This window comes from Kitasatospora sp. NPDC086791 (assembly GCF_040685975.1).
In the GTDB taxonomy this organism is placed as follows: Bacteria; Actinomycetota; Actinomycetes; order Streptomycetales; family Streptomycetaceae; genus Kitasatospora.
The window spans coordinates 137,055-152,023 of the sequence record NZ_JBFBOC010000005.1; the positions used below are offsets into that span (position 1 = coordinate 137,055).

Annotated in this window: 10 protein-coding genes; 7 read left to right on the plus strand and 3 right to left on the minus strand. The window is 75.9% G+C overall.

From position 1 onward, the window contains the following. Window positions 1-23: 23 nt before the first annotated feature. From AB0Q99_RS10950 to sucD, 4 genes are all read left to right on the plus strand, one after another. Window positions 24-2,375, plus strand: a complete 2,352-nt coding sequence (locus AB0Q99_RS10950) for a DUF5682 family protein (protein WP_363570250.1) — start codon at window positions 24-26, stop codon at window positions 2,373-2,375. A 72-nt stretch (window positions 2,376-2,447) separates the two neighbouring features. Continuing rightward, a complete protein-coding gene (locus AB0Q99_RS10955) occupies window positions 2,448-3,614 on the plus strand; it encodes a VWA domain-containing protein (protein ID WP_363570252.1) in 1,167 nt (388 codons plus the stop codon). A 304-nt stretch (window positions 3,615-3,918) separates the two neighbouring features. After that, window positions 3,919-5,091, plus strand: coding sequence for an ADP-forming succinate--CoA ligase subunit beta (sucC, locus tag AB0Q99_RS10960; RefSeq protein WP_363570254.1), 1,173 nt, complete (start codon window positions 3,919-3,921; stop codon window positions 5,089-5,091). A 19-nt stretch (window positions 5,092-5,110) separates the two neighbouring features. Beyond that, window positions 5,111-6,001 (plus strand): succinate--CoA ligase subunit alpha, encoded by an 891-nt coding sequence (gene sucD / locus AB0Q99_RS10965; protein ID WP_363570256.1) that lies wholly within the window; start codon window positions 5,111-5,113, stop codon window positions 5,999-6,001. A gap of 58 nt (window positions 6,002-6,059) precedes the next feature. Here the strand turns inward: sucD and AB0Q99_RS10970 are convergent, their stop codons facing one another. Continuing rightward, window positions 6,060-8,489, minus strand: a complete 2,430-nt coding sequence (locus tag AB0Q99_RS10970; protein ID WP_363570258.1) for a LuxR C-terminal-related transcriptional regulator — start codon at window positions 8,487-8,489, stop codon at window positions 6,060-6,062. A 132-nt stretch (window positions 8,490-8,621) separates the two neighbouring features. Between AB0Q99_RS10970 and AB0Q99_RS10975 the strand changes: the two genes are divergently transcribed. Then, window positions 8,622-10,088 carry a DUF6350 family protein gene (locus AB0Q99_RS10975; protein ID WP_363570260.1) on the plus strand — a complete coding sequence of 489 codons (1,467 nt, stop codon included), beginning with the start codon at window positions 8,622-8,624 and terminating at the stop codon, window positions 10,086-10,088. Between the two features lie 23 nt (window positions 10,089-10,111). On the opposite strand, the gene AB0Q99_RS10980 is transcribed toward AB0Q99_RS10975, so the two are convergent. Next, a complete protein-coding gene (locus tag AB0Q99_RS10980; RefSeq protein WP_363570262.1) occupies window positions 10,112-10,840 on the minus strand; it encodes a hypothetical protein in 729 nt (242 codons plus the stop codon). 443 nt (window positions 10,841-11,283) lie between these two features. Between AB0Q99_RS10980 and purN the strand changes: the two genes are divergently transcribed. Together purN and purH are read left to right on the plus strand one after the other, a co-directional pair. Beyond that, entirely contained in the window at window positions 11,284-11,949 is a 666-nt protein-coding gene (gene purN, locus AB0Q99_RS10985) for a phosphoribosylglycinamide formyltransferase (RefSeq protein WP_363570264.1), read from the plus strand. Window positions 11,950-12,018: 69 nt separating this feature from the next. After that, window positions 12,019-13,596, plus strand: a complete 1,578-nt coding sequence (purH, locus tag AB0Q99_RS10990; protein WP_363570266.1) for a bifunctional phosphoribosylaminoimidazolecarboxamide formyltransferase/IMP cyclohydrolase — start codon at window positions 12,019-12,021, stop codon at window positions 13,594-13,596. A gap of 126 nt (window positions 13,597-13,722) precedes the next feature. On the opposite strand, the gene AB0Q99_RS10995 is transcribed toward purH, so the two are convergent. Further along, window positions 13,723-14,379 carry a hypothetical protein gene (locus AB0Q99_RS10995; RefSeq protein WP_363570268.1) on the minus strand — a complete coding sequence of 219 codons (657 nt, stop codon included), beginning with the start codon at window positions 14,377-14,379 and terminating at the stop codon, window positions 13,723-13,725. Between the last annotated feature and the right edge of the window lie 590 nt (window positions 14,380-14,969).

Genomic DNA, 14,969 nt, shown 5'->3' on the forward strand with positions numbered 1-14,969 from the left:
AACGGCCGGAGCGGGGTGGGGACATGACGCCCGAGGTCGCCCTGCTCGGCATCCGCCACCACGGCCCCGGCTCGGCCCGGGCGGTGGCCGCCGCGCTCGACCGGTGGCAGCCGGACGCGGTGCTGATCGAGGGCCCGCCGGAGGCCGACGACCTCGTCCACCTGGCCGCCGGGAAGGACCTGGTGCCGCCGGTCGCGTTGCTCGCCCACGCGGTGGACGACCCGGCGAAGGCCGCCTTCTGGCCGTACGCCGAGTTCTCCCCGGAGTGGGTGGCGATCCGGCACGCGGTGGCGCACGGTCTGCCGGTCCGCTTCATCGACCTGCCCGCCGGGTACGGCTTCGCGCCCGCTCCCGGGTCAGCCCTCGATTCCGACGAGGCCGGCGACCTGCCCGCCGACCCGGTGGCCCTGCTCGCCGAGGCGGCCGGGTACGACGATCCGGAGCGCTGGTGGGAGGACGTGGTCGAGCACCGTGCGCCCGGCGACGACGCGCTGGCCCCCTTCGCCGCCGTCGCCGAGGCGATGGGCGCGCTGCGCGCCGAGGGACTCGGCGAGTCCCGCCGGGACCTGCTGCGCGAGGCGTACATGCGCGGGCGGATCCGCGCCGCCCGCCGCGCCGGGCACCGGCGGATCGCGGTGGTCTGCGGGGCCTTCCACGTCCCCGCGCTGGCGACGATGCCCACCGTCGCGCACGACCGGGCGCTGCTCGCCGAGCTGCCGAAGAAGGTGCGGACGGACATCACCTGGGTGCCGTGGACGCACCGCCGGCTCTCCCGGGCCACCGGCTACGGCGCGGGCGTGCGGTCGCCCGGCTGGTACCACCACCTGTTCACCACCGACGGAGACCCGGTGCCGCGCTGGCTCACCCGGGCCGCCGAACTCCTGCGCGCCGAGGACCACCCGGTCTCCTCCGCCCACGTCATCGAGGCGGTCCGGCTCGCCGAGACCCTGGCCGTCCTGCGCGGCCGCCCGCTCGCCGGGCTGACCGAGACCCTGGACGCCGTGCGCGCGGTGCTCTGCGAGGGCTCGGACGTCGCCCTGGAGCTGGTCCGGGACCGCCTGGTGGTCGGCGACGCGCTCGGCGAGGTCCCGGACGCCGCACCGGCGGTGCCGCTGCAGCGCGACCTCGCCCGGCTGCAGCGCTCGCTGCGGCTCAAGCCCGAGGCCGCGCCGAAGGACGTCGACCTCGACCTGCGCAAGGAGAACGACGCGGCCCGCTCCCGGCTGCTGCACCGGCTGCGGCTGTTGGGCGTGGACTGGGGCGTGCCCGCCCGCTCCGCGGTCAACTCCACCGGGACGTTCCGGGAGAGCTGGCGGCTGTGCTGGCAGCCGGAGTTCGCGGTCCGGATCGCCGAGGCCGCGCAGTGGGGCACCACGGTCGAGGAGGCGGCCGGCAACAAGGCGGTCGGCACCGCCCGTGCCGCCGTCGAACTCGCCGAGTTGACCGGCCTGGTGGAGACCTGCCTGCTGGCCGGGCTGTCCGGCGCGCTGCCCGCGGTGATGCGGGTGCTCGCCGACCGCGCCGCCCTGGACACCGATGTCGCGCACCTCGCGGGCGCGCTGCCCGCCCTGGTCCGCGCGCTGCGCTACGGCGACGTGCGCGGCACCGACCACGGCGCGCTCGCCGGGGCGGCGGCCGGCCTGGCCGAGCGGGTCCGGGTCGGGTTCCCGTCCGCCTGCGTCGGGCTGGACGCCGAGAGCGCGGCGGCGATGCGCGGCCGCCTCGACGAGGTGCACGGTGCGATCGGCCTGCTGACCTCCGCCGGACCGCGGGCCGCCGCCGCCGACGCCGACGATGCCGACCCGGCACCGCACCCCGACGGCCCCGACGCCCTGGCCGACCTGGCCGACCGATGGGCCGCCGCCCTGCGCTCGCTGGCCGCCCGCGAGCCGTCCGGCGGCCCGGCCACCGGCGCCCCGGGCCTGCTCCGCGGCCGGGCCGTCCGGCTGCTGCTGGACGACGGCCGGCTCGACGCCGAGGAGGCCGGCCGCCGGCTGCGGCTGGTCCTGTCCGTCGCCAACGCCCCGGCGGACGGGGCCGGTTGGATCGAGGGCTTCCTCGCCGGCGGCGGCGCCCTGCTGGTGCACGACCCCGGGCTGCTCGCCCTGCTGGACGAGTGGCTGACCGGGGTGAGCGGAGAGGTCTTCACCGACGTCCTGCCGCTGCTGCGCCGCACCTTCGCCGGGCTGGAGGCGGGCGTGCGGACGACCATCGGCGGCCGGGTCGCGGCCGGCCCGCTCGGCGAACCCCCGGCGCACCGGGCCCCGGCGGACGAGCTGGACCGGGCCCGCGCCGACGCCGCCGTCCCCGTGGTGGCCCTGCTGCTCGGCGTCCGCCCGAGGATCCCCCGGCAGGCCGCCGGCCGTAACACCTGACACCCGCGACGACAACACCTGACACCCGCGACGACCCGAGGCCCGCGACACCCGCTGTAGGAGGAGGACGAGATGGCAGCCCCCACGACCGACGAACGGCTGCGCCGCTGGCGGCTGGTGCTCGGCGGCGAGGCCGACGGCACCGGCTGCACCCTGCGCGGCCGGGACGCCGCGATGGACGGCGCCCTCGCCGCGCTCTACCGCGGCGCCCCCGAGGAGCCCGGCCGGACGGGCCGCGCCGGCCGCCGCGGCGCCGGGCTCGGCGGCTCGGCCCCGCAGGTGGCCCGCTGGCTGGGCGACATCCGCAGCTACTTCCCGTCCACCGTCGTCCAGCTGATGCAGCAGGACGCGATCACCCGGCTCGGCCTGGACCGGCTGCTGCTGGAGCCGGAGATGCTGGAGGCCGTCGAACCGGACGTCCACCTGGTCGGCACCCTGCTCTCGCTCAAGCACGCGCTGCCCGAGACCACCAGGGAGACCGCCCGGGCCGTGGTCGGCAAGGTGGTCGCCGACCTGGAGCGCCGACTCGCCGACCGCACCCGGGCCACCCTGGGCGGCGCCCTCGACCGCAGCGCCAGGGTCGACCGCCCCCGGCACCGCGACATCGACTGGGACCGGACGATCCGGGCGAACCTGAAGAACTACCTGCCCGAGCACGGCACCGTCGTCCCCGAGCGGCTGGTCGGCTACGCCCGCGCGCAGCGCGCCGTGAAGAAGGACGTCATCCTCTGCGTCGACCAGTCCGGTTCGATGGCGCCCTCGGTCGTGCACTCGGCGGTCTTCGGCGCGGTGCTCGCCTCGATGCGCACCCTGGACACCCGGCTGGTCGTCTTCGACACCTCGGTGGTCGACCTCACCGAGCAGCTCACCGATCCGGTGGACGTCCTGTTCGCCACCCGGCTCGGCGGCGGCACCGACATCAACCGCGCGCTCGCCTACTGCCAGTCGAGGATCACCCGCCCCGCCGAGACCGTCGTCGTCCTGATCAGCGACCTGTACGAGGGCGGCGTCCGGGACGGCATGCTCAAGCGCGTCGCCGCGATGAAGGCGGCCGGCGTCCAGTTCATCGCCCTGCTCGCGCTCTCCGACGAGGGCGCGCCCGCCTACGACCACGCGCACGCCGCCGCCCTGGCCGCCCTCGGCGCGCCGGCCTTCGCCTGCACCCCGGACGCCTTCCCCGGGATCATGGCGGCGGCCATCGAGAAACGCCCGATCCCGGTGCCTGACCAGGGAGTGTGACGGATTCACCCGGACGGGCGAACCCACCCGATCGGTGGACGGGGCGGTCGTCCGGACGCTCCGGGCTGTCTGTGACGGTTCTCACCCAAGACGGACAGGCCCCGGGCGGAACACTCCCGTCCCACGGGGATAACCTGCCAGACGGACGTGACGCGCGTGTTGATTGACGTGTGCGCCCGTGGCTGTGTGGGCCGCAAGGCCGTACCTCTGCGTACCCGCACCGCCCCGACGACCCGCAGCGAAGATCCTGCCGTGGCACGCTCGTAGAGACACAATCCGCGACCACGAACAAGGACGAACACACGTGGACCTGTTCGAGTACCAGGCGAGGGACCTCTTCGCCAAGCACGGTGTACCCGTGCTTGACGGTGATGTCATCGAGACCCCCGAAGCGGCTCGCGCCATCGCCGAGCGCTTCGGCGGACGCGCCGTCGTCAAGGCTCAGGTGAAGGTCGGTGGCCGTGGCAAGGCCGGTGGCGTCAAGCTCGCCGCCGACCCGGCCGACGCCGTCGCCAAGGCCGAGGCGATCCTCGGTATGGACATCAAGGGCCACACCGTTCACAAGGTGATGCTGGCCCAGACCGCGGACATCAAGGACGAGTACTACGTCTCGTTCCTGCTGGACCGCACCAACCGCACCTTCCTGGCCATGGCCAGCGTCGAGGGCGGCGTGGAGATCGAGGTCGTCGCCGAGCAGAACCCCGACGCGCTCGCCAAGATCCCGGTCGACGCCAACGAGGGCTGCACCCCGGAGAAGGCCGCCGAGATCGTCGCCGCGGCGAAGTTCCCGGCCGAGGTCGCCGACCAGGTCGCCGAGGTCCTGCAGAAGCTGTGGACCGTCTTCATCAAGGAGGACGCCCTCCTCGTCGAGGTCAACCCGCTGATCAAGTCCGGTGACGGCAAGATCATCGCGCTCGACGGCAAGGTCTCCCTGGACGAGAACGCCGAGTTCCGCCAGCCCGAGCACGAGGCCCTGGAGGACAAGGCCGCGGCCAACCCGCTGGAGGCCGCCGCCAAGGCCAAGGGCCTGAACTACGTCAAGCTCGACGGCCAGGTCGGCATCATCGGCAACGGCGCGGGCCTCGTCATGAGCACCCTCGACGTGGTCGCCTACGCCGGTGAGAAGCACGGCGGCGTCAAGCCCGCCAACTTCCTCGACATCGGCGGCGGCGCGTCCGCCGAGGTGATGGCGAACGGCCTGGAGATCATCCTGGGCGACCCCGACGTCAAGTCGGTCTTCGTCAACGTCTTCGGCGGCATCACCGCGTGCGACGCGGTCGCCAACGGCATCGTCCAGGCCCTGGAGCTCCTCGCGAGCAAGGGCGAGGAGGTCACCAAGCCGCTGGTCGTCCGCCTGGACGGCAACAACGCGGAGCTGGGTCGCAAGATCCTCGACGACGCCAACCACCCGCTGGTCCAGCGTGTGGACACCATGGACGGCGCCGCTGACCGCGCCGCCGAGCTGGCCAACAAGTAAGGAAGGGGACTTTCACACCATGGCTATCTTCCTTACCAAGGACAGCAAGGTCATCGTCCAGGGCATGACCGGCTCCGAGGGCATGAAGCACACCCGCCGCATGCTCGCCTCCGGCACCCGGATCGTCGGCGGTGTCAACCCGCGCAAGGCCGGCACCACGGTCGACGTCGACGGCACCGAGGTGCCCGTCTTCGGCACCGTCGCCGAGGCCATGGAGAAGACCGGTGCCGACGTCACCGTCATCTTCGTGCCGCCGAAGTTCACCAAGGACGCCGTCGTCGAGGCCGTCGACGCCGAGATCGGCCTGGCCGTCGTCATCACCGAGGGCGTTCCGGTGCACGACACCGCCGCCTTCTGGGCGCACGCCGGTGCCAAGGGCAACAAGACCCGCATCATCGGCCCGAACTGCCCCGGCCTGATCAGCCCCGGACAGTCGAACGCCGGCATCATCCCGGCCGACATCACCACCTCCGGCAAGATCGGTCTGGTCTCGAAGTCCGGCACCCTGACCTACCAGCTCATGTACGAGCTGCGGGACATCGGCTTCACCTCGGCCGTGGGCATCGGCGGTGACCCGGTCATCGGCACCACCCACATCGACGCGCTCAAGGCCTTCCAGGAGGACCCGGAGACCGAGATCATCGTCATGATCGGTGAGATCGGTGGCGACGCCGAGGAGCGTGCCGCGGACTTCATCAAGGCGAACGTGACCAAGCCGGTCGTCGGCTACGTCGCGGGCTTCACCGCCCCCGAGGGCAAGACCATGGGCCACGCCGGCGCCATCGTCTCCGGCTCCTCGGGCACCGCCCAGGCGAAGAAGGAGGCCCTCGAGGCCGCCGGTGTCAAGGTCGGCAAGACGCCGTCCGAGACCGCCCGCCTGGCCCGCGAGATCATCGCCGCCCAGGCCTGATCACCGCCCCAGGGCACACCGAGCGCCCCCGCCCACCCGGGCGGGGGCGCTCGCCGTTTCAGCGCGTCCTCGCTCCCGTCGTGCAGGGCCGCGGCAGCCACCGCGGGCAGGCCACCGGACCCTGCGGCGGCGGCGCGTCCCCGCCCCGGACCGCCGCCGGCAGCTCCCAGCGGGCGACCGCCCGGGCGTGCGGCTGCACCAGTACCGCCTCCAGCCCCGGCGCCGGGCTGCACCACAGGCTGCTGATGCCGTTCGGCACCCCGCCCGGCAGCACCGGCACGCCCGGTTCCTGCGCCGCGGCGGCGGGCAGGCACAGCGCGGGCTCCGGCGGCTCCGGCGGCCGGAACAGCACCGCCGGCCGCACCCCCGCCAGGGTCGCCAGCGTCGCCCCGCCCACCGCCATCGTCAGCAGCGCCGCCGCGCCCGTCCGGCTCGCCGTCCACAGCCGGTGCCGGGCCCGCAGCACCGGCACCGGCGACCGGTGCGGCTCCGGGCACCCGCGCACCGCCGCCCGGTGCAGCAGCAGGCTCAGCCCGTCCGCGAACCCCGGTGCCGCCGGGTCCGGCCCCACCAGGTCCGGCACCCACTGCGCCAGCGCCGCCCGGGCCGTCCACACCCGGCCCTCGGCGGCCGCCCGGGTCGACTCCACCTCCACCGCGATCGCCGCCGCCGGCAGTCCCAGCCCGTCGTGCAGCACCAGCGCCCTGCGCTGCGGCCGCGACAGGCGCTTGAGCGCCTTCAGCAGGGCGCGGTCCCGGTCGGTGAGCCGGTCGTGGTCCGGGAGCACCGCCTGCGACTCGTCCGCCGGCCGCACCTTGATCCGCCGGTGCGGCAGACCCCACGCGTGCGCCCGCCGCGGCCCGCCCCGGTGCCACGGCGACAGCGCCAACTCGCAGGCCCGCACCCGTACCCACCCCTCCGGATCCGCCGACCCGGCCACCGCCGGCCACCCCCGGCGGGCCTCCCCGAACGCCCGCCGCACGCAGCGCACCGCGCGGTGACGGCAGGCGGTCAGCAGGAACACCTGCTGCACCAGGCGGGTGTGCGCGGCCTCGTACAGCTCCTCGAAGCTCGGCACCGGGCGGTCGGCGGGCCGGGACGACGCGGCGGGGGCGGGCGATGGGGCGGGCGATGGGGCGGGGGCGGGCCCGCCCGCGGCCGGTGCGGCGGCCGGAGCCGTGTGCGTCGTCACCTCGCCCTGCCCTTCCGTGCCCGCGGGGGGCTGCTCCCCGCTCGTCGTGCCGTCACCCGCTCCGCCGGCCGCGACCGGGGCCGGGGCCGGGGTCGGCGGTGGCGTGGATGTCGGCGGCGTGGGCGTCCCCGGCTGCGCGGGCCCGCCGTCCGAGGGTGGCTGCGGCCCTTTCGCCGTGGTGGCGGCCGGGGTGCCCTGAGCCGCGCCGCCGCGCCTCGCCGCGCCCCCGGAGGCGGGCCGTTCCCGGTCGGCGGGCGAGGGCTGCTGCCGCTGTGCTGCCGAAGGGGCCTGGGGGCTCGGCGGGCGGGTGCCGGGGTCGGCCGTGTTCGTGGGACTGATGGGGCTGGCCGGTTCGGTCGGCCCGGCGGTGGCCGATGAGGCGGCGTCCGTCCGCGCCGGGGCGTGGTGCCCGTCCCGGGGCAGCCGGGCCGCCGGCGTGCGGTCGGCGGTGGCGAGCCGCCCCCGTCCTTCGGCCGCGGCCGGGCGCCCGGTCACGGCCGCCGCCGGTGACGGCGGCTGTGCCGGGCCGCCGCGTTCGCCCCGGTGCGCGGGGACCGGCTGGGGCGTCCGTTCGGGGCGGGCGGACGGGCGCTCGCCCGGGGGCGTGCGCGCCGCTTCTCCGCGCTCTTGTCGGGCGCGCCGCGCCGCCCGGCCGCGTCGGGCGGCGGGGGCGGGCCGTCGGCTGTCGCCCGGCGGCGCCACCGGCCCGGGGGGGCCGTCCTCCGCCCGGTCGGTGGCGGTGCGATCGGCGGTGCGATCGGCGCTGCGATAGGCCGGGTGACGGACGGTGTGGGGCGCGGTGCCCGGGCTTCGCGGGGACGGCGTCGCCGGCTGCCCGGTCGGAGCCGGTGAGGTTCCGCCTCCGCCGCTTCCCCCGCCACCGCTGCTCCCGCCCCCGCCCCCGGGGCCGTCCGCCGCGACCCGAACCGCGTGCACGGGCCCGGCCGTGCTCCCCGTGCGGCCGGGGCCGAGCGAGGAGGGGGTCAGGCCGACGAAGTTCGCCGGGCCGGCGGGCGGGACGTGCGGCAGGGAGCCCGCGGCGAGGGCGATGGCCTCGGCCTGCGTGGTGGCGCCGAGCTTCCGCATGGCGCGCAGGAGGTAGCTGCGGGCGGTGGTGGGGGTGACGCCGAGGAGGGCGGCGGTGTGGGGGAGGTCGGGACCGGCGGCGAGGTGGGCCAGGGTCTGGGCCTCACGCGGGGTCAGCTTCCACAGCAGGCCGGCCGCGTCGTGGTCGGCGCGGGCGGGGTCGCGGTGGCGCTTGGGGGCCGGTGAGTCGGCGGTGGACGGCGTGGTCATCAGACGCTCCGGGCCGGGGCGCCAGCGGCTTGGGGGCAGGGTCTGAAAATGCGCATAAGCCAATAATCTGGGACACGGCGGCGGTTTGCCGGTTCACGGAGCATGGCGAGTCGCCTTGGCACCATGTGGCGCATGACGCAGCTGATGGGCCGTCCGATCCTCGAGGCGCCGGGCGAATGGGGCGGACGACCCGCGCTGGCAGACCTGTTGACGGGGGTGCGGACGGCGCTGGTCGGCTTGGCGGCGGTGGGCGTGCCGGTCGTGGGGCTGTGGGTGGTGACGTCGAACGCGGACGACGGCGCGACCGCTGCCACCCGGTTGGCAGGGGTGCTGTGGCTGCTCGGGCACGGTGCGCCGGTGCTGCGCGGGGTGGCGGACGCCCCGCTGACCGTCACTCCGCTGCTGCTCGGCGCCCTGGCCGTGGTCCGGCTCCACCGGGCGGGTGCCGCGGTGGCGGCGAGGCGCGGGCTGCGGTCGCGCTGGGGCGGCCCGGTGGCGGTGTGGGCGGGGTACTGCGTGGTGGCCGTCGCGGTGGCGCTGCACTGCGCGGGCACCGGGCTGTTCCGCAGCCGGGTGCTGCTGGACGTGCTGGTGGTGGCGGTGGTGGCGGCCCTGGCGACGGCCGCCGGAGTCCGCTCGGCCGGGGCCGCGGACCGCCCGTTCGCCTGCTCCCCGCTGGACCGCCTCCCGCCGCCGTACCGTCCGATCGGCGCCGCGGCGCCGGTACGGGCCGCGGTGCTGGCGGCCGGAGCCGGGCTGGTCGCGGCGGGCGGGCTGCTGGTGGCGGTGTCGGCGGTGCTGGACGCGATGACCGGCGGCGGGCGTGGGATGGCGCTGCTCGGGCGCGGGCCCGCCGCGCTGCCGGCGTTGCTGCTGCTCGCGTCGGTGCTGCTGCCGAACGCGGTGCTGTGGGGCACGGCGTACGCGCTGGGCCCCGGGTTCGCGGTGGGGTCCGGGACGGTGGTGTCGCCGGTCGGGACGGCGCTGGGGCCGGTGCCGGAGTTCCCGCTGTTCGCGCTGCTGCCGGCCGACGGTCCGGGCGGCTGGCGGTGGGCGGCGCTGGTGCTGCCGCTGCTGGCCGGGGTGGTGCCGGCGGTGCTGCTGGGCCGCGCGGCGGCGGGTCGGCGGGGTCCGGCCGCGGGGACCGGGGGTGGCGAGGGGCGGCCCGAACCCTGGCCGCCGGCCGCGACGGTGACGGCCGCGCTGGCGGCGGCGCTGGTGGTCGGGGCGGGGGCGGCGGTGCTCGGCGGGCTGTCCGGCGGGGCGCTGGCGGGCGGGCGGATGGCCTGGCTGGGGCCGGTGCCGTGGCGGGTCGGCCTGGCGGCGGCGGGCTGGTTCGTGCTGGTGGCTCTCCCGGGTGCCCTGCTGGTACGGCACCGCGCGCTCGGCGCGACCGGGCGGCGGGGGATCGCCCCGGAGGCCGGTCGGAGCGCGTGCGCCCGGCTCGCGTGGCAGACGCGCCGGGGTGCGCTGTGGCTGCGCGCCGGTTCGTACGCCCTCGTGCTGCGGTTGTCCGAGGCCGGCCGCGAGGCCCCGGAGCCGGATCCGGACCGGGATCCGGACCGGGATCCGGACCTGGACCTGGACCTGGTGGACTGACGGGCGGCCGGCCCGTCGGTGGACTACTCGGCGTTCCCGGTGAAGTCCACGTACCACTGCGGCGCGTAGCGGTCGCAGTTCTGGGCGCCGACGGCGGTCAGCGAGTCCCGGACGCAGGTGACGTACTCGCGGTAGTGGTAGGTGAGGCCGATCACCGAGGTGGCGACCAGGACCGTCATCGCGCCGGTCAGGATCCCGGCGAGGGCGGCCGGGACGACCGGGTTCGGCGCCGCTCCCCGGGGGACCGGCCCGACCGCACCCGCCGGCCCGCCCGAACCCGCCGGCCCGCCCGCACCCGCCGGCCCGCCCGAACCGGCGGGCCCGCCGGCCGGCCTGCCGACCGCGTTCGCCGGCCCGCCGGCCGCACCCGGGGCGCCCTTCGGGCTCCGCAGGGCGCCGATGCCCCAGACGATGCCGAGCACCCCGATCAGCAGGGCGATCCAGTGGAAGCCCGTGAACAGGCAGACCAGCGCGAACGGCCCGGCCAGCGCGGCGTTGCGGGCCCGGCGGTGGGCCGGGTCGGCGGGGTCGAGCCGGGGCGGCTGCGGGGCCGGCGGCCGTCGGCCGGGCCGGCCGTCGCCCTGGTCGGAGCCCCACGGCGGCGGGAGCTGCGGGCGCTCGCCGCCCTGGTCGCCGGTGCCGTCCCGGCCCTCGCCGGGCCAGGGGCTGCGCGGCTGCCAGGGCTGGTCCGGGGCGTCCGCCGGCGGCGGCGCGAAGGGGTTGCGCTCGTCGGTGTCGTCGCCGCTGCTCATGGGTTCAGCCAATCCTTGTCGGTCGGAGCTCGGTCGGGACCCGGCCGGAGCCCGTCGAAGCCCGGCCGGTGGGTCCGGCGGTCGTCGCGGTCCCGCGGTCGGCGCGGTCCCCCGCGCCCCCCAATGATCCCGCAGCCGTCCGACGGTCCACCGGCGGCCCGGGCTCCGGGCCGGGCCGGGCCGCTCCGGCCCGGTCGCAACTCCGGTGCGGCGGGCCCGAGGAGATCCCCGTCTCAACTACGCGCGTAGCGCCGTCGAGAGGGTTCGGAGGCCGTCCGACCAGCCGTTATCGTGGTGACGGTCAGCAGCTCACATCGGTTCCCGGGTGCCCGCGTCGCGGCGGGTTCTCCCGGTGTTCCCCCTCGCTCGACCTGCCGTTCGTAGTGGCCCCACCACCGGTGGACGTACCAGCGCACGGCGCCCGACCTACGGAGAATCGCGCAGTGGCCGCCGCCCCCGCCCAGCACTTCCCGCCCCGCACGCCCGGACCGGCCCGTCTGGTGGTGCTGGTCTCCGGCTCCGGAACCAACCTGCAGGCACTGCTCGACGCCGTCGCGGACCCGGCGTACGGCGCCCTGATTCTCGCCGTCGGCGCGGACCGGGACGGGATCGCCGGCCTGGAGCGCGCCGAGAAGGCGGGCCTGCCGACCTTCGTCCACCGGGTGAAGGACTTCCCGGACCGGGCCGCCTGGGACCGCGCGCTGACCGCCTCCGTCGCCGAGCACGAGCCGGACCTGGTCGTCACGGCCGGTTTCATGAAGATCCTCGGCCCTGAGTTCATCGCCGCCTTCGCCGGGCGGATCGTCAACACCCACCCCGCACTGCTGCCCGCCTTCCCCGGCGCCCACGGCGTCACCGACGCGCTCGCGTACGGCGTGAAGGTCACCGGCTGCACCGTCCACCTGGTCGACGCCGGTGTGGACACCGGGCCGATCATCGCGCAGGGCGTCGTCGAGGTCGTCGACGCCGACCACGCCGATGGCGGCGACGCGCTGCACGAGCGCATCAAGACCGTCGAGCGCAAGCTGCTCGTCGACGTCGTGGGCCGGCTGGCCCGCGAAGGTCACCGCATCGAGGACCGAAAGGTATGGATTCCGGCACATGAGTGAGCGGAGCGAACGAATCATCGAGAACGGTGCCTGGCGCGTAGCGCCCGCCGAGCTCTGCGAGGTGGGAGCGTGAACGCCGGCTCCACCACCCCCCCTGTCTCCGAGGACATCCGTCCGATCCGTCGTGCGCTGATCAGCGTGTACGACAAGACCGGTCTGGAGGAGCTGGCCCAGGGCCTGCACGCCGCCGGCGTCGCCATCGTCTCCACCGGCTCCACCGCCGGCCGGATCGCCGCCGCCGGCGTCCCGGTGACCGAGGTCTCCGAGCTGACCGGCTTCCCGGAGTGCCTGGACGGGCGCGTGAAGACGCTGCACCCCCGCGTGCACGCCGGCGTGCTGGCCGACCTGCGGCTGGAGTCGCACCGGGCGCAGCTGGCCGAGCTGGGCGTCGAGCCCTTCGACCTGGTCGTGGTGAACCTCTACCCGTTCAAGGCCACCGTCGCCTCCGGCGCCACCCCGGACGAGTGCGTCGAGCAGATCGACATCGGCGGTCCGAGCATGGTCCGCGCCGCCGCCAAGAACCACCCCTCGGTGGCCGTCGTGGTCGACCCGGCCCGTTACGGCGACGTGCTGAAGGCCGTTCAGGACGGCGGCTTCGACCTGGCCACCCGCAAGCGCCTGGCCGGTGCCGCGTTCGCCCACACCGCCGCCTACGACGTGGCCGTCGCCTCCTGGTTCGAGGCCGGCTACGCGCCGAGCGACGAGAGCTTCCCTGAGTTCCTGGGCTCGACCTGGGAGCGGCAGAACGTGCTGCGCTACGGCGAGAACCCGCACCAGGGCGCCGCGCTGTACAGCGACGGCACCGGCGGCCTGGCCGGCGCGCAGCAGCTGCACGGCAAGGAGATGTCGTACAACAACTACGTCGACACCGACGCCGCCCGCCGCGCCGCCTACGACCACGCCGAGCCGGCCGTGGCGATCATCAAGCACGCCAACCCGTGCGGGATCGCGACCGGCGCCGACGTCGCCGAGGCGCACCGCAAGGCGCACGAGTGCGACCCGGTCTCCGCGTACGGCGGCGTGATCGCGGTCAACCGCCCGGTCACCGTCGAGCTGGCCGAGCAGATCGCCCCGATCTTCACCGAGGTCGTGGTGGCCCCCGGTTACGAGGACGGCGCCCTGGAGGTGCTGACCCGCAAGAAGAACCTGCGGGTGCTGCTCGCCCCCGGGGCCCCGGCCAACCGCCAGGAGGTGCGCCCGATCTCCGGCGGCGTGCTGCTCCAGGACGCCGACCGGGTGCACGCCGAGGGCGACGACCCGGCGAACTGGACGCTCGCCACCGGTGCGGCGCTCTCCGCCGACGAGCTGGCCGAGCTGGCCTTCGCCTGGCGGGCCTGCCGGGCCGTCAAGTCCAACGCGATCCTGCTGGCCCAGGGCGGTGCCTCGGTCGGCGTCGGCATGGGCCAGGTCAACCGGGTCGACTCCTGCAAGCTCGCGGTCGAGCGGGCCGGCGAGCGGGCCCGGGGCGCGTACGCGGCCTCGGACGCCTTCTTCCCGTTCGCGGACGGTCCGGCGATCCTGATCGCGGCCGGCGTCAAGGCCATCGTCCAGCCCGGCGGCTCGATCCGGGACGAGGAGGTCATCGCGGCGGCCGCCGAGGCCGGCGTGACCATGTACTTCACCGGCGCGCGGCACTTCTTCCACTGAGCGCACTGAGCGCACTGACCGCGCCGAGCGCACTGCCGGGTCCACCGGCGGTGTGACGGCATGACAGAGCGGCCCGGCCCCCTCCGCCGAGGGTGCCGGGCCGCTCCGTCGCGTCGTGCGGGCCGGTCAGTAGCGCGGCCGGTTGAACCAGTTGACGCCGTCCCGGGTGCTCATGGCGACGATCCAGATGATGCAGATCGCGATCCACAGCACGCCGATCACCACGCCGAACCCGGAGCCCGCGGTCTGGGCCTGGGCCTGGGTGCTCCCGGTGATCGCGCCGATCAGCACGAACACGCCGAGCAGCAGGGCCACCGAGCCGTAGACGATGGTGGTGATCCGGGTGGCCGGGCCGCCCTTGCCGAACTTCACCCCGAGCGTGATCGAGAGCACCGAGGCGAGCAGGTAGACGATCCCGAGGATCAGCAGGACGCCCGCCGCCGCGTTGCCGAAGATCGCGGTGTCGCTGCTGGTGCTGTGCTGGTTGGCGACGGTCCTGGCGCCCGCGGCCACGATCAGCAGGAACGCGGTGAGGAGGACCTGCACACCGCCCACGACGAACAGCAGGACCCGGGCGGTGACCACCAGGCCCGGCATGGACTGCGGCGCGGCCATCGGCGGGTAGCCGTAGCCCGGGGCCGCCTGCGGGTAGCCGTAGCCCGGTGCGGCCTGCTGCGGGTAGCCGTAGCCCGGCGCGGCCGGCGGCGCCTGCTGCGGGTAGCCGTAGCCCGGCGCGGCCGGCGGCTGGCCGTACGGGTTGTTCGGGTCGGGCGGGTAACTCATGGATGCCTCCGGGAAGTTACGGGGACGCGGGGACGGGACGGCGGAGGCCCCGGTTGCGGTCGCGAGGCGGGTCGTCGACAGCACGGGACGGTACCGGGGCGCAGTGACAGCTCGGCGCCCGGCGGCGGTGACGGGCGGGGCCGGCTCAGCAGCGTGGTGAACGGGCGAGCGCGGGGCGGGACGGGCGCGGCGCGGCGACAGCGACGCTGCGGCGGTCGGGCTGCTCGGTCTGCTGTGCTCGGATCACTGGCTCTTTCCCCCGGATACGCCCTGCCGCGGTACCCGTCGGCCCGTCACCGGGCTTGGTCGCGACAGGGGATGCGGGCATATCGTCATCCGGACGACGGCGCCCTGTCCAGCCGGTTCCGGCACCCGGTCAAGACTGTGGCGCAACCGCAATGCGGTACCGACGTTCCGTACCCGGCCGGTCGCCGGACGGCGCCCGCCGCGGATGCGGACCGCGCGCCCGCGGCACGTCCCCGCCGGGTCCCCGGTACGTTCTCGCCGGGCCCTCACCGCACCCCCGCCGGGTCCCCGGCGCATCCGCCGCGGGTCCTCGACGGGCCCCGCCGGAGGACGTGGCCGGCCGT

Bases quoted from the DNA above. Each gene is read 5' to 3' on its own strand.
- AB0Q99_RS10950 (WP_363570250.1), top strand. From the start codon at position 24: ATGACGCCCGAGGTCGCCCTGCTCGGCATCCGCCACCACGGCCCCGGC.
- AB0Q99_RS10955 (WP_363570252.1), top strand. From the start codon at position 2,448: ATGGCAGCCCCCACGACCGACGAACGGCTGCGCCGCTGGCGGCTGGTG.
- sucD (WP_363570256.1), top strand. From the start codon at position 5,111: ATGGCTATCTTCCTTACCAAGGACAGCAAGGTCATCGTCCAGGGCATG.
- AB0Q99_RS10970 (WP_363570258.1), bottom strand. From the start codon at position 8,489: ATGACCACGCCGTCCACCGCCGACTCACCGGCCCCCAAGCGCCACCGC.
- AB0Q99_RS10975 (WP_363570260.1), top strand. From the start codon at position 8,622: ATGACGCAGCTGATGGGCCGTCCGATCCTCGAGGCGCCGGGCGAATGG.
- AB0Q99_RS10980 (WP_363570262.1), bottom strand. From the start codon at position 10,840: ATGAGCAGCGGCGACGACACCGACGAGCGCAACCCCTTCGCGCCGCCG.
- AB0Q99_RS10995 (WP_363570268.1), bottom strand. From the start codon at position 14,379: ATGAGTTACCCGCCCGACCCGAACAACCCGTACGGCCAGCCGCCGGCC.